This window comes from Alcaligenes ammonioxydans, assembly GCF_019343455.1.
Classification (GTDB): Bacteria; Pseudomonadota; Gammaproteobacteria; order Burkholderiales; family Burkholderiaceae_B; genus Alcaligenes; species Alcaligenes ammonioxydans.
Genome location: NZ_CP049362.1, coordinates 255,612 through 269,458, shown reverse-complemented (window position 1 = coordinate 269,458; position 13,847 = coordinate 255,612). Strand labels below are relative to the sequence as shown.

Genomic DNA, 13,847 nt, shown 5'->3' with positions numbered 1-13,847 from the left:
GAGCCATTCGCTCTAAAAGGAGGTGATCCAGCCGCACCTTCCGATACGGCTACCTTGTTACGACTTCACCCCAGTCATGAATCCCACCGTGGTAAGCGCCCTCCTTGCGGTTAGGCTACCTACTTCTGGTGAAACCCACTCCCATGGTGTGACGGGCGGTGTGTACAAGACCCGGGAACGTATTCACCGCGACATTCTGATCCGCGATTACTAGCGATTCCGACTTCACGCAGTCGAGTTGCAGACTGCGATCCGGACTACGATCGGGTTTCTGAGATTGGCTCCCCCTCGCGGGTTGGCGACCCTCTGTCCCGACCATTGTATGACGTGTGAAGCCCTACCCATAAGGGCCATGAGGACTTGACGTCATCCCCACCTTCCTCCGGTTTGTCACCGGCAGTCTCATTAGAGTGCTCTTGCGTAGCAACTAATGACAAGGGTTGCGCTCGTTGCGGGACTTAACCCAACATCTCACGACACGAGCTGACGACAGCCATGCAGCACCTGTGTTCCGGTTCTCTTGCGAGCACTGCCAAATCTCTTCGGCATTCCAGACATGTCAAGGGTAGGTAAGGTTTTTCGCGTTGCATCGAATTAATCCACATCATCCACCGCTTGTGCGGGTCCCCGTCAATTCCTTTGAGTTTTAATCTTGCGACCGTACTCCCCAGGCGGTCAACTTCACGCGTTAGCTGCGCTACTAAGGCCTAACGGCCCCAACAGCTAGTTGACATCGTTTAGGGCGTGGACTACCAGGGTATCTAATCCTGTTTGCTCCCCACGCTTTCGTGTCTGAGCGTCAGTATTATCCCAGGGGGCTGCCTTCGCCATCGGTATTCCTCCACATATCTACGCATTTCACTGCTACACGTGGAATTCTACCCCCCTCTGACATACTCTAGCTCGGCAGTTAAAAATGCAGTTCCAAGGTTGAGCCCTGGGATTTCACATCTTTCTTTCCGAACCGCCTACACACGCTTTACGCCCAGTAATTCCGATTAACGCTTGCACCCTACGTATTACCGCGGCTGCTGGCACGTAGTTAGCCGGTGCTTATTCTGCAGATACCGTCAGCAGCATCCCGTATTAGGGGATGCCTTTTCTTCTCTGCCAAAAGTACTTTACAACCCGAAGGCCTTCATCATACACGCGGGATGGCTGGATCAGGGTTTCCCCCATTGTCCAAAATTCCCCACTGCTGCCTCCCGTAGGAGTCTGGGCCGTGTCTCAGTCCCAGTGTGGCTGGTCGTCCTCTCAAACCAGCTACGGATCGTTGCCTTGGTGAGCCTTTACCCCACCAACTAGCTAATCCGATATCGGCCGCTCCAATAGTGAGAGGTCTTGCGATCCCCCCCTTTCCCCCGTAGGGCGTATGCGGTATTAGCCACTCTTTCGAGTAGTTATCCCCCGCTACTGGGCACGTTCCGATATATTACTCACCCGTCCGCCACTCGCCACCAAGAGAGCAAGCTCTCTCGTGCTGCCGTTCGACTTGCATGTGTAAAGCATCCCGCTAGCGTTCAATCTGAGCCAGGATCAAACTCTTCAGTTTAATCTCTGTGGTTGTCCCGTCTTGCGACGAGACCGATTGTGTCTCAAAGAAAAATTCAGAGTTACACAAGGTAATTCTTCATCTTTCGTTTGTGAGCACTTGATACAAACTTGTGGCGATCCCCGAAGGGTTCGACTCGCTCATTCCAAGCGCCCACACTTATCGGCTGTTAATTGTTAAAGAGCAGTGACAGTTACCTGTCGTTCCACTGACTAACCCGGCTGGCTCGTCGCGCTTGGCGCTTCGTGCCTTGCTGTGTTAGCAGCAGAGAAACGAGATTATGAAGCAGATCAGGCAGTGTGTCAAGCGTTTTTTTTGAAGAAGTTAGAAAGTTTTAAAACCGTCCAACTCGTCCCGCTTAAACCAGAACTTTCGTTCCGAACTGCCTGGCGAACAATCAACCGTGAGGCCAACCATTCAACTTCACAAACAAGGGTAAATTTTCAGCGCTGTTTACAACCAGCTAAAAACTTAACGTTGCGTTCTCTGGAGCAGAACCTAGAACTTTAACACAGAATTTTCTGATTTGTCAAGCTCCGGGTTTTACACCGTGTCAGTTACCTGACTCAGTCAGGCAAGTTTCGGTGCGGGCCTCTTGGCCAAGGCGGTGAATCTTGTCTAACTGCTCTCTGCGGCGCTTTGAGGGAAAACCCTGTGTGTGCCGCAGCGAGAAAAGAACTATAGCACGATGAAATTTGGCTTTGCAAGTTTTTTACCTAACTATTTCATGGAAATCAGCGTCAAGCCATCAATTTATACACTAAACCTTTGTTAAATATGAACAATCTAAAATGAAACAAAACAATACAACACTGACCATCCAGACGTGGAGAATGCCCATAACTTGAGAACCTGAGGTGAAACCATCGATATGGCCTGTAGAAGAGCCCCCAAGCTCATGGTTTTTTGCTCTGCACTCCCTTTCTAAGCTCGTCCATCAGCTTCCTATCTTAAAAAGCTCTCGCCGACAGACAGACAGACAGACAGACAGACAGACAGACAGACAGACAGACAGACAGACAGACAGACAGACAGACAGACAGACAGACAGACAGACAGACCGATAGATAGATAGATAGATAGATAGATAGATAGATAGATAGATAGATAGATAGATAGATAGATAGGGACAAGGATAGGGATAGGTAGGTTGGTAGACCAGATGGAAACCCACCCGCGTGACAGGCCCTCTTAGGGGGGAGCACTTATAACGTTGACGCGCTTGCCGGGAAGTAAGTTGGACCTCCTTCTGTAGCATCACAACCCTCGCCTCTATATATAGAGGCGACATGCCGTCCTTCTCGCTTCGATTCAACATGCCCCTCTATATAGAGAAGGAAAGCGGCATCCAAGCTGATAGGTCGGTCGACGCTCCCCTATTACAATAAGCAGACAACTAACTTTGCATGCAGACTCTGTATGGCACGCTCATCTTCTCAAGCCCCCACGACACAGCTCAGCCTGATTGGCGAGGAAATGCTATCCAATAATCTCCTGACCGAGAACATTCTCGATCAGGTCGCTCGCCTTCCCGCTGACTGGCGCGCCACCCTGGATCAGCCAGAGCTACAGAACATACTGGCAACATTAGCCAAGTGGCTGGACAAGGAATGCCAGGACGGTGCCGTCATTTATCCCGCCGCCCCGTTCCGTGCTTTGGAGCTGCTACCACTACAAAAGGTCAGCGTCGTGATTCTGGGTCAGGACCCTTACCACGGCCCCGATCAAGCCCAGGGACTGTCGTTTTCGGTTCCGGACACCTGCCCTGCACCACCTAGTCTGCGCAATATCTTCAAAGAGCTGGAACTGGAGTATCCCCAGACCCCTCTCCCGCCCAGCCATGATCTGAGCAACTGGGGCCGACAAGGCGTGTTGCTCTTGAACACATCCCTAACCGTCGAGGATGGCTTGCCTGCCTCTCACGCCAAGAAAGGCTGGGAGCAAATTACCGACGCTTTACTGATGAACCTGGCCCAGCAAAGTACACGCCCTATTGTGTATATGTTGTGGGGTGCTCATGCCCAGGCCAAAGAGGCATTGATCCAGCAACAGGCTCAATGCCCCCATCTGATTCTGAAAGCCAATCATCCCTCCCCTTTGGCTGCGCGTCGCCCACCGGTCCCATTTATTGGCTGCGGTCATTTTCGACTAGCCAATGAGTGGCTCACACAACAAGGTGCCACGCCTATCCAATGGTTTGCCACTGGTGCCTGACCATCCCTTCCCTTTACCCCATACAAAACCATGCCTTTAAGCCCTGCCAATCCCGAACTAAGCTCCCAAGAGCAGCATGCCCAATGGTCAAACGAACTGCTCGAACAATATAGCTGGCAGTTCCAGGGGGAAACTCCCTTTGCCGTTCCGCTGAGCACCTTGCCCTTGCTGGATGAGTTGTTCACATTCGTGAACGAAACCATCAAGGACTCCTTTGACCGTTCTTTATTCTGCTGGACGGATCTCAAGCAAGACAGCACCGGTCTGACAGCCTGGTATTTAGGCGTCGAAGACTACGATGAGGCACTGGAGCCTTATATAGAGGGCTTATCTGCAAAGGCTCTGATCCAGGACCAAACGACATAAGGACTGCTGCGCCGGCCCTGCCCTCACTGGCACAGAGGACTTGAACAATGCCGAGCAAGCTGACCGCAGCTCCGCCCCCGCTGGCGCGCCCCCATTTGCCCGCTCCTACACTCAGCGCCGATGCGCCAGTGGCCCTCATGGGCATGGCAAGGTCGTAAGGGCAAAAAAAACCCGGCACCAAAGCCGGGTTTCTTCATCTCTTAGCCGGATTGCATTTCAACCCGCCCACTGGGATTTCAAGGCTGCACACCTGCAGCATGTGCCTGCTGATCGGCGTGATAGGACGAACGCACCATGGCGCCCACGGCGGCATGAGTAAAGCCCATTGCATAGGCCTCACGTTCAAACATCAAGAACTCATCGGGCGTCACATAACGCATCACGGGCAAGTGGTGACCCGAGGGCTGCAGATACTGACCAATGGTCAGCATATCAATATCGTGAGCACGCATATCGCGCATCACTTCCAAAATCTCTTCGTTGGTTTCACCCAGGCCCACCATCAGACCCGATTTAGTCGGAATATTGGGATGCAGCTTCTTGAACTCTTGCAACAGCTTCAAGGAATGGTGATAGTCCGAACCAGGACGCGCCTGCTTGTACAAACGAGGAACGGTTTCAAGATTATGGTTCATGACATCCGGCGGGCAGGCATTCAGGATGCCCAGGGCTCGGTCCAGACGTGCGCGAAAGTCGGGCACCAACACTTCGATGGTCGTGGAAGGAGAATGCTCGCGCACCTGGCGGATACATTCCACAAAGTGAGCCGCACCCCCATCACGCAAGTCATCACGGTCCACAGAGGTAATTACCACGTAGGACAACTTCATGGCCCCAATCGCCTTGGCCAGATTGGCGGGCTCGTTCTCATCCAGAGGATCAGGGCGGCCATGACCCACATCACAGAAGGGACAACGGCGGGTGCATTTGTCGCCCATGATCATGAACGTCGCTGTGCCCTTGCCAAAACATTCCCCGATATTGGGACAGGATGCTTCCTCACACACCGAAAACAATTTGTGTTCGCGCAGGGTTTCCTTGATCTCGTAGAAACGGGAGTTCGGCGCAGCCGCTTTCACCCGAATCCAGTCAGGCTTTTTCAAACGCTCTGCCTGCACGACCTTGATGGGAATGCGCGAGGTCTTGGCCTCGGCTTTCTGCTTTTGCGTGGCGTCATACTCAACAACGCGAGGGCGCACAGTAGGTTTGGAATCGACGGATGGATCGGTAGGGGTGGTCATAGGCGTCTAAATAGAAAAACAGCGTGCGAACAACATCATCACTCAACGATGGGCGCAGTGGGCCATTGTAGCCCCTTCGCTTTACAAGCGCCTAGAACAAGGGCGATAGTTTGTACCAGACCCCTCTAATATAGAGGTCGACTTAGGAATGCAGCAACACCCGAGAATAAAACCTGCAAATACTATAAGTACGGAGACTTGCATGTCACACGAGCACCCTGCCGATCCTGTCCTGCTTGAGCAACAGGGGGGACTGGCCCGCATCACCTTGAACCGACCCGCACAGTACAACGCGCTGTCCGAAGAAGTGCTGAACTCGTTACAACACATTCTGGACTCACTGGGCCGGGAACCCAGTCTGCAATGCGTCATCATCCAGGCCGAAGGTAACGCTTTTTGCGCGGGGCATGATCTGAAGCAAATGCGCGCCAAACCTGAACACGACTATTACCGAGAGCTGTTCAGCCGTTGCAGTCGCGTCATGCAAAGTGTGCTGGCCCTGCCCGTACCGGTGATTGCCCGTGTGCAAGGGCTGGCCACCGCCGCCGGCTGTCAGCTAGTTGCAACCTGCGACTTGGCTGTTGCCTCCGAATCCACCCGCTTTGCCGTGTCCGGCATTAACGTTGGCCTGTTCTGCTCCACCCCTGCCGTTGCCCTGTCACGCTGCATACCCCCCAAGGCCGCCATGGAAATGCTGATGACGGGCGAATTCATCAGTGCTCAGCGGGCTCAAGAGCTGGGGTTGATCAACTATGCAGTCCCCAAAGATCAGTTGGATCAAACGGTACAACGACTGGCCGACAGCATCATGGCAAAAAGTCCGGTCGCCGTGCGGGCCGGCAAAGCCATGTTCTATCGCCAGCGCAGCCTGGCTATCGAACATGCCTACGATTACGCAGGCCAGGTCATGGCCGACAACATGATGAGCAATGATGCTTGCGAAGGCATTGACGCTTTTATCAGCAAACGCATGCCGCAATGGAGCGGCACCTGAGGTGACGCTTGACCTGAAATGAAGGTTAAAGAGAACACAGCACCGTAACGGGAAACGGTGCTCTTGTGTCACCGCGCACTAAGCAACCGTGGCCGTTGCCCGCGACGTGATCGCCTGGGCCAGATAATCAGCCAGATACTGTGCCGCCTGCTCCCAGGAGACCTCCACACCCTGCGACGCGATATCCGTGGTCTGCAGCCCTTCATAGCCACAGGGATTGATACCGCCAAACGGCTTGAGATCCATCCCTATATTCAAGGCAAGGCCATGGTAAGAACGGCCATTACGGATTTTGACGCCCAGCGCGGAGATCTTGGCCAGCTCGGTCTTACATCGCGCTTGCGGCACGTACACCCCAGGCGCACCCGGTTTGCAGCAGGCACCCTCAACCCCAAAATGGCTCAGACAAGCCATTACCGCCTCTTCCAGGAGACGCACATATTCTTTGACGTACAGCCCCGCCCGGCGAAGGTCAAACAGACAATACACCATCAGCTGACCCGGGCCGTGGTAGGTAATCTGTCCGCCCCGGTCGGTTTGCACCACGGGTATACCACCCGCATTGAGCAAATGCTCCGGCTTGCCGGCCTGCCCCTGGGTATAAACGGGGGTGTGCTCCACAAGCCAGATTTCATCCGGCGTGTCCGGCCCGCGCAATTCGGTAAAAGCGCGCATCGCCTGCCAGATGGGCTCATAGGCGCTAGGCCGCTCAAACCATTTAATACGAACAGAGTCGGACATGAACGCCGGGTCCCTGATTACATCACCACGCGCACAAGATGATGCGCGTGCAGGGCACGATAGAGATTATCCAACTGCTCACGCGAGACGGCCCGCACGGTAAAAGTCAGGCCAGTGTAATTGCCCGCCTTGCTGGGCCGCACTTCAATGGTGGCGGCGTCAAAGTCGGGGTCGTGCTCCAGAACAATTGCCAGCAATTCGTCTTGCAGGGTGTCGTGGGTCTGGCCCATGACTTTGATAGGAAAGTCACTGGGATATTCAATTAATGATTCTTCGGGTGAAATTGTCATGCTTGCTCCGCAGCCTTGATGGCCTTGTCATAGCCTTCGCGCAATTTGGCAAAGACAGGGCCGGGTAGCCCGTCACCGACGGGCTGACCATTAAATACAACGATGGGCAGCACCTCTTTGGTCGCTGACGTCATCAAAATTTCGTCGGCAGTGTCGACCTCTGCGCGTAAGATCTGCCGTGCCTGGAAAGCAATGCCTGCCTGAGCGGCAAGCTCCTCCATCAAACTGTAGCGCACCCCTTCCAGGATCAGGTTGTTGCGCATGGGGGCCAGCAAGGTGCCATCGCGCACGATCCAGATGTTGCAGGAAGCCCCCTCTGTCAGAAAACCATCTCTGAACTGAATGACCTCGTCCACACCCGCCTGGACAGCTTGCTGCTTAGCCAACACATTACCCAGCAACGAAGTAGATTTTATATCGCAACGCAACCAGCGCTCATCGTCAATGGTCACAGCCTTCAAACCCGTCTCGCGCTCTTGCTGCACACGCTTGAAAGGCGAGACCATGATGAAAATACTGGGTGACACATGGTCCGGAAAGGCATGATCACGCTTGGCAACGCCACGGGTCACTTGGATGTAGACCATGCAGTCAGCGCCCCGGCCCGAGCGGGCCAGCATATCCAGCACCAGCTTTTCCCATTCACGGCGGCTAAAGGGATTGTGAATCCCCACTTTCGCCAGGCTGCGCTCCAGACGCCCCAGATGCCCATCAATACGAAAGGGTTTGCCATGGTAAGCAGGCACGACATCGTAGATACCGTCGCCAAAGATGAAACCTCGATCCAGTACCGAAATCTTGGCCTCACCCAAGCGCACGAAATCGCCATTCAGGTAAACAATGCTATCGGGGTCAATGCCTGCAATCATAGGGTTTAGTCTCGCACCAAAGGGTTACTCAAACATCAAGCGCACTTTGTCGGCCATACGTCCGAAAAAACCTGCCTCGGGCACATCTTCCAGCACCAGCAAAGGCTGCTCAGCCAATACCTTGCCATCCAGGGACAAAGTCAGTGTACCGACCTTGTCTCCCTTGCTCAACGGGGCCAGCAAGGGCTGGGTGTAGTTGGCAACCGGTTTGATTTCCGAGGACTTGCCACGAGGAACCGTCAGCCACAAGGGCTGGGCTGTACCCAAACCTACGTTCTCGACTTCGCCTTCCCACACGCGGGCGGTGACCGCCGGGTTATTGGCGTCGTACAGCTTGACCGTTTCAAAGTTCTGGAAGCTCCAGTTCAACAGCTTCAGACTATTTTCTGTACGAGCTGCATCGTTGGCCGTCCCCACGACCACCGAGACGACACGGCGGCCATCACGCAGGGCCGTAGACACCAGGCAGTAACCCGCTGACTGGGTATGGCCGGTTTTTAGTCCATCCACCGTATTGTCCAGCCAAAGCAGACGGTTGCGGTTGGGCTGCTTGATGTTGTTGTAGGTGTATTCTTTTTGGCTGTAGTAATGCAGGTACTGGGGAAAGCGGGCGACCAGCGCTGCGGACAACACACCCAGATCGCGCACCGATGTCAGGTGCTCGGGATCAGGCAAGCCGGTGGAGTTCTTGAAATGTGTCGCGGTCAAACCCAGTTTGGCCGCCTCTTCGTTCATCAGGGCGGCAAAGGCGCCTTCGCTACCCGCAACGGCTTCGGCCAACGCCACCGAGGCATCGTTACCCGACTGCACGATCACACCTTGCAGCAGATCGTTCACCGACACTTGCGAATTGACTTTGACAAACATGCGCGAGCCTTCGGTACGCCAGGCCTTGTCAGAGATCACGACGTTCTGGTCCAGCTTCAGGCGGCCTGTCTCCAAGGCATCAAAGACCAGATAGGCTGTCATCAGCTTGGTCAGGGAAGCAGGCTCCACCTGTTCATTGAGTCCTTCTGCCGCGATGATCTGTCCACTATTGACGTCCATGGACAACCAGGCACGCGCTGTCAGACTGGGTGCAGGCACCACAGACAAGTCACCCGGCAAGGCAGGCGTCTGGGCGCCGAGCACTTGCGTGGATTCGGCTGGAGCCGGTGTTTGCGTCTGTGCCTGTGCCACCATAGGCAGTGCCAAGGCAAGGGCCACCACACAACGAGAAAGGACTGGAGATGCAAATTTTTGAATAGAAGTCATGGAAAAAATCGATTGCTTTGACAGTGGCGGAAAGAGCCCATTATGGCAGAGCCATATGGGCCTGTGAGGGGCAGGACCCCTGAGTCTGAGCAGGAAAACGCAACGATTTGAAAGCAAAATCCGACTTAGGTTCCAAACGCAGCCAAATGTCGGCTAATCAGTTCGCGCAACTGAATCAGCTTGCCATGAAAAAAATGCCCAGCCTCAGGTAATACGACCATGGGCAACTGGTGCTCGCGCGCAAAGTCCATGCCCTCGGACAAGGGAACAACATCGTCGGTTTCCCCGTGCACCAACAGGGTATCGGCAGGAGGACTGACTTCCCGGAAACGAAAGCGATTGACGGCCGTGCCCGTCAAGATGAATACAGGAGGCAAGGGTGCCTGGGCATCTTTCAGGCTGGCATAGACCTGGGCGGCGACAGCGGTGCCAAACGAAAAGCCAGCCAGCATGAATGGGCCTGAGTTCCACTGTGGGAAATGAGCCGGAAACTGCTCGATCAAGGCCAGCATGTCGGCCGTCTCTCCACGGCTGCTATCAAACTCCCCGGCGGACTTGCCCACACCACGGAAATCAGGGCGTACCGCCAGCAAGCCATGCTGAGTAGCACTGCGCGACAGGGTAGTCACGACTTTGTTATTGCGGGCTCCCCCATGCAAGGGGTGAGGATGCAGCAGCAAGGCCCAACCCTTGGGCTCGCCGGCTGGCCAATCCAGAGCACAGTCAATCACCCCGGCCTGGCCGGAAAACTGGATGGTATCTACGCGTTCAGACATGCTCAGATCAAATATCACATAAGATTACGTTTAACTCATCCAGTGTACCGGATTGTCATGAATACCTCTTCTGCATTCACCTTACCCAGCCCTCGCGACATAGTGGCGGAGCTGCGCACGCGCCTGCCTCATTTTCCTCAGATCCGCTGGGTAGACTCGACCGAATCGACAAACGCGGATCTGCTCGCCCTGGCTCGCCAAGAGGCAGGCCCGCGAGTACGTCCCTGGTTATTGGGCGCGCATCTGCAAAGCCGTGGCCGCGGGCGGGCGGGACGCACCTGGGAAAACAGCGTAGGCGCCAACCTGATGTTTTCCTGTGCCTTCGACATTTTTTTACCCGCACGCCAACTGCCCACACTCTCGCCGTTGTCCGGCCTGGCCACGACCGAGGCACTTCGCCAGTTTCTGGAGCCTGCGCTGCGCAATCGACTGGCCATGAAATGGCCCAATGATGTGCTGTGGGATCAAGCCAAACTATCCGGCATCCTGGTCGAGGCCACCCGAGCTAGCGCCGCCCCCAGCTCCAACGACCATCATGTGGTGATTATCGGCATTGGATTGAATCTGCGTGAAGCCGCCACCCTTAGCCTGAACACCCAGCGAGCTGTTGCCGACTGGACCAGCATTGCCGAACAGTCGCGCCAGGCTTCGCTGACGCGTTGCTCGGATATCGTTGCCAAGGTTGCCCAGAGTCTGTATCTGAGCCTGAATCATGTCACGGCCCATGGCTTTGCTGACTTGCCCGCTCGTTATGCACAGGTCGATGCCCTTATTGGGCAACAAGTCCATATCATCGACAATGGCCACATCCTGCATACCGGCATCGTGACGGGCATCAACACCTCCGGGCAACTGCTGTTGCGCCACCCCGATGGCTCGGAACGTGCGGTTACCGTAGGCGAAGTTTCCGTTCGCGCCCAACGTTGATCGCTATACTGGCATTCTTTTAGCTCTGACGACCCGGTATGACCCTGCTTATCGATTCTGGCAATACCCGCATCAAACTGGGGTGGTGTCATCCTTTAACCGGCGTGCGCGAGGACCAGGCGGTAAGCCTGCATGCGGACCAGCTGGATCAGTTGGCAAGCTGGCTGGAAGCCGCTCACGCTCCGCTGCAGACGTTTGCCAACCAAAAAGGCGTGCAGGCACTCGGCGTGAATGTGGCAGGCCCCCAGGTTCAGGCGCAGATTGATGCCGCGGTACGCCGTCTGGGTTTGGGCCCCGTGCGCTGGCTACAGGCCCAGGAACAGGTTTTTGGCCTGCACAACGATTATGAGCAAGCCAGTCAATTAGGTGCAGACCGCTGGGCCGCTTTGCTGGGCCTGAGCGACTTGCTGGCCCAGGAACACCCTGACGAGCAGGGCGCTTTACTGATCAGCTTTGGGACTGCCACAACCATCGATCTTCTAGGCCCCGCGCAAAACGGAATACGCCATTTTCTGGGCGGCTCCATTCTGCCGGGCCCCAGCCTGATGCTGGCCTCCCTCAAGCAAAATACGGCACAGTTGCCGCAGGCACACGGGCAAACCGCCGCTTTTCCACGCAACACACAGTCGGCAATCAGCACGGGCGTTGCAGCCGCGCAAGCTGGTGCGGTGTTGCGCCAATGGGAAAAGGGACGCCAGCATCTGGGGCACAGCCCTCTGATCTTTCTGGCCGGAGGCGGCCGGGCATTGGCACAGCAGGAATTGTCCGAACAGCTCCATCACCACTGCCGCTTGATAGCGATCGCACCGCCGACCCTCTATGAGCTGGATACCCCTGCCTTGCGCGGGCTGGCCCTTTTTGCCTGCCGAAATTGAACGGCTTGAAAGGCCGCGACGGGATGGCCCACGTTCACCCGCGTGACCCCTGGATACGTTTGGCATTAAAACGGATGAACTTAAACTGCCCTGCCCTTACAATGCCGGGCTGAACTGTATTTTTTTTTCCGGGCATCGACGATGCGACTGCTTTTCATACTGATCCTGGTGGCGAACGTCGCCCTGCTGGCCTTTGGACAAGGCTTTTTTGGCACGCCCCCCAGTGAGCAAGGCCGCGAGCCTCGTCAGTTCTCGCAGCGCAATCAAGATGCCATTCAACTTGGAACCCCGGCCCATCCGGCGCCCGCTTCCCCTTGATCCTCGATTGCCGACACTATGAAACCTATACGCAAAGCTGTTTTCCCCGTCGCCGGTCTAGGCACACGTTTTCTGCCTGCCACCAAGGCCATGCCCAAGGAAATGTTGCCAATCGTCGACAAACCCCTCATTCAGTATGCGGTCGAGGAAGCCATTGCCGCCGGGGTCACCGAATTGATCTTCATCACCGGCCGCAATAAGCGGGCCATTGAAGATCACTTTGACAGCATCCCAGAGCTGGAACAGGAACTGGCCGGCAAAAACAAGCTGGAACTGCTGGATGCGGTCCAAAATATTATTCCCAGCCATGTCAGCTGTATATATACCCGCCAGCCGCGCGCGCTGGGTCTGGGACATGCGGTTCTGTGCGCCGCACCCATTGTGGGCAACGAACCCTTCCTGGTTCTGCTGGCGGACGACCTGATCGACGCCAATACCCCGGTATCACGACAACTGGTTGAAGCGGCCCATCAATACAATGGCAGTATTGTTGCCACTCAAAATGTAAATAAAAATGAAACAAATAAATATGGAATAGTTTCCGGCGACTTAATCGATTCCAAAGCCACCCGACTTAATGGAATCGTTGAAAAACCAGCACCGGAAGTGGCTCCTTCTACGCAAGCCGTTGTGGGCCGTTATGTATTGGAACCGGAAATCTTTGACCACCTGCGACGCACTCAAGCAGGGGTGGGTGGAGAGATTCAATTAACGGACGGAATTGCCAGCCTTTTGAAAAGTCGTGCGGTATATGCCTATGAATATGAAGGCACACGTTACGACTGTGGTAGCAAATCAGGATTCTTTCATGCTACGCTTGAATTTGGTCGTAAATACCACGGACTTTAACGAGGGGCGCAGAGGGGTCCGCACGCATAACAAGCTTGGTTGTAATTGTTGTTCAAACACTGCCTGAAAAACCACGCAAAGGGCGATTTAGCTTGACTTACAGGCTAAATACCCCCTACGATTGGCAGTGCAGGATTTCAAGTTCGTCGAAGTTTGTTCAATACGGTATTGTTTCTAATACTCATTGCCCTGATTTTTACATCTTGACAATCTTTTTTGAGCAGATTGCTCGTCATTTTTAGGGAATGCAGGAAATGCAAACAGAAACCGGTATCGTGAAATGGTTCAATAACGAAAAAGGCTACGGCTTTATCTCCCCCGACAACGGTGGCAAAGATCTTTTCGTTCACCATTCCGACATCTTGGGCACAGGCTTTAAATCCTTGGAAGAAAACCAGCGCGTTTCGTACGTGTCGGCCGAAGGCCAAAAGGGCCCACAAGCTAAGAGCATCCAAAAACTGTAAATCGATCTCGATCAGTTTTTAGAACTCAAAAAAGCCCGCGTCATGCGGGCTTTTTTTATTCAACTTGATCCAGATCAAGTCAAGCTGTCTACAAATCGCCACAAACTCCAGCGCCAG

General features: G+C 54.7%; 14 protein-coding genes and 1 rRNA gene. 8 read left to right on the top strand and 7 right to left on the bottom strand.

The features are described 5' to 3' along the window. Positions 1 to 15: 15 nt before the first annotated feature. Positions 16 to 1,552 (bottom strand): 16S ribosomal RNA (locus FE795_RS01200). Positions 1,553 to 3,028: 1,476 nt separating this feature from the next. Between FE795_RS01200 and FE795_RS01195 the strand changes: the two genes are divergently transcribed. Both FE795_RS01195 and FE795_RS01190 read left to right on the top strand, forming a co-directional pair. Further along, entirely contained in the window at positions 3,029 to 3,766 is a 738-nt protein-coding gene (locus tag FE795_RS01195) for a uracil-DNA glycosylase (RefSeq protein WP_039944039.1), read from the top strand. A gap of 30 nt (positions 3,767 to 3,796) precedes the next feature. Further along, positions 3,797 to 4,132: a hypothetical protein gene (locus tag FE795_RS01190; RefSeq protein WP_059318346.1), complete on the top strand. Its 336-nt coding sequence runs from the start codon at positions 3,797 to 3,799 to the stop codon at positions 4,130 to 4,132. Between the two features lie 236 nt (positions 4,133 to 4,368). Here FE795_RS01190 and lipA read toward each other — a convergent pair whose 3' ends face one another. Beyond that, the gene (gene lipA, locus FE795_RS01185) at positions 4,369 to 5,373 is read right to left on the bottom strand and encodes a lipoyl synthase (protein ID WP_003804777.1); all 1,005 of its coding nucleotides are present in this window, start codon (positions 5,371 to 5,373) and stop codon (positions 4,369 to 4,371) included. Positions 5,374 to 5,575: 202 nt separating this feature from the next. Here lipA and FE795_RS01180 point away from each other — a divergent pair, with 202 nt between their 5' ends. Then, positions 5,576 to 6,367: an enoyl-CoA hydratase gene (locus tag FE795_RS01180; RefSeq protein WP_131071177.1), complete on the top strand. Its 792-nt coding sequence runs from the start codon at positions 5,576 to 5,578 to the stop codon at positions 6,365 to 6,367. 78 nt (positions 6,368 to 6,445) lie between these two features. Here FE795_RS01180 and lipB read toward each other — a convergent pair whose 3' ends face one another. The 5 genes from lipB to FE795_RS01155 all read right to left on the bottom strand — a co-directional run bounded on the left by lipB (position 6,446) and on the right by FE795_RS01155 (position 10,297). Then, a complete protein-coding gene (gene lipB, locus FE795_RS01175) occupies positions 6,446 to 7,108 on the bottom strand; it encodes a lipoyl(octanoyl) transferase LipB (RefSeq protein ID WP_003804782.1) in 663 nt (220 codons plus the stop codon). Positions 7,109 to 7,125: 17 nt separating this feature from the next. Beyond that, positions 7,126 to 7,398 carry a DUF493 family protein gene (locus FE795_RS01170; protein ID WP_003804783.1) on the bottom strand — a complete coding sequence of 91 codons (273 nt, stop codon included), beginning with the start codon at positions 7,396 to 7,398 and terminating at the stop codon, positions 7,126 to 7,128. Continuing rightward, positions 7,395 to 8,267 (bottom strand): D-amino acid aminotransferase, encoded by an 873-nt coding sequence (locus tag FE795_RS01165; protein ID WP_131071176.1) that lies wholly within the window; start codon positions 8,265 to 8,267, stop codon positions 7,395 to 7,397. Before FE795_RS01165 ends, FE795_RS01170 begins: the two co-directional genes overlap by 4 nt. Positions 8,268 to 8,291: 24 nt before the next feature. Beyond that, the gene (locus FE795_RS01160) at positions 8,292 to 9,521 is read right to left on the bottom strand and encodes a D-alanyl-D-alanine carboxypeptidase family protein (protein ID WP_207307392.1); all 1,230 of its coding nucleotides are present in this window, start codon (positions 9,519 to 9,521) and stop codon (positions 8,292 to 8,294) included. A gap of 125 nt (positions 9,522 to 9,646) precedes the next feature. Further along, complete coding sequence (locus tag FE795_RS01155; protein ID WP_039944040.1) at positions 9,647 to 10,297, bottom strand: alpha/beta hydrolase; 651 nt, start codon at positions 10,295 to 10,297, stop codon at positions 9,647 to 9,649. A 57-nt stretch (positions 10,298 to 10,354) separates the two neighbouring features. Between FE795_RS01155 and FE795_RS01150 the strand changes: the two genes are divergently transcribed. From FE795_RS01150 to FE795_RS01130, 5 genes are all read left to right on the top strand, one after another. Then, on the top strand, positions 10,355 to 11,224 hold the full coding sequence (locus tag FE795_RS01150; RefSeq protein ID WP_003804791.1) for a biotin--[acetyl-CoA-carboxylase] ligase: 870 nt from the start codon (positions 10,355 to 10,357) through the stop codon (positions 11,222 to 11,224). A 38-nt stretch (positions 11,225 to 11,262) separates the two neighbouring features. Then, the gene (locus FE795_RS01145; protein WP_003804793.1) at positions 11,263 to 12,099 is read left to right on the top strand and encodes a type III pantothenate kinase; all 837 of its coding nucleotides are present in this window, start codon (positions 11,263 to 11,265) and stop codon (positions 12,097 to 12,099) included. Between the two features lie 141 nt (positions 12,100 to 12,240). Continuing rightward, positions 12,241 to 12,417, top strand: a complete 177-nt coding sequence (locus FE795_RS01140; protein ID WP_003804797.1) for a hypothetical protein — start codon at positions 12,241 to 12,243, stop codon at positions 12,415 to 12,417. Between the two features lie 18 nt (positions 12,418 to 12,435). Next, a complete protein-coding gene (galU, locus tag FE795_RS01135; RefSeq protein WP_003804800.1) occupies positions 12,436 to 13,266 on the top strand; it encodes a UTP--glucose-1-phosphate uridylyltransferase GalU in 831 nt (276 codons plus the stop codon). 254 nt (positions 13,267 to 13,520) lie between these two features. Then, positions 13,521 to 13,730 (top strand): cold-shock protein, encoded by a 210-nt coding sequence (locus tag FE795_RS01130; RefSeq protein ID WP_026483779.1) that lies wholly within the window; start codon positions 13,521 to 13,523, stop codon positions 13,728 to 13,730. Positions 13,731 to 13,847 lie beyond the last annotated feature (117 nt).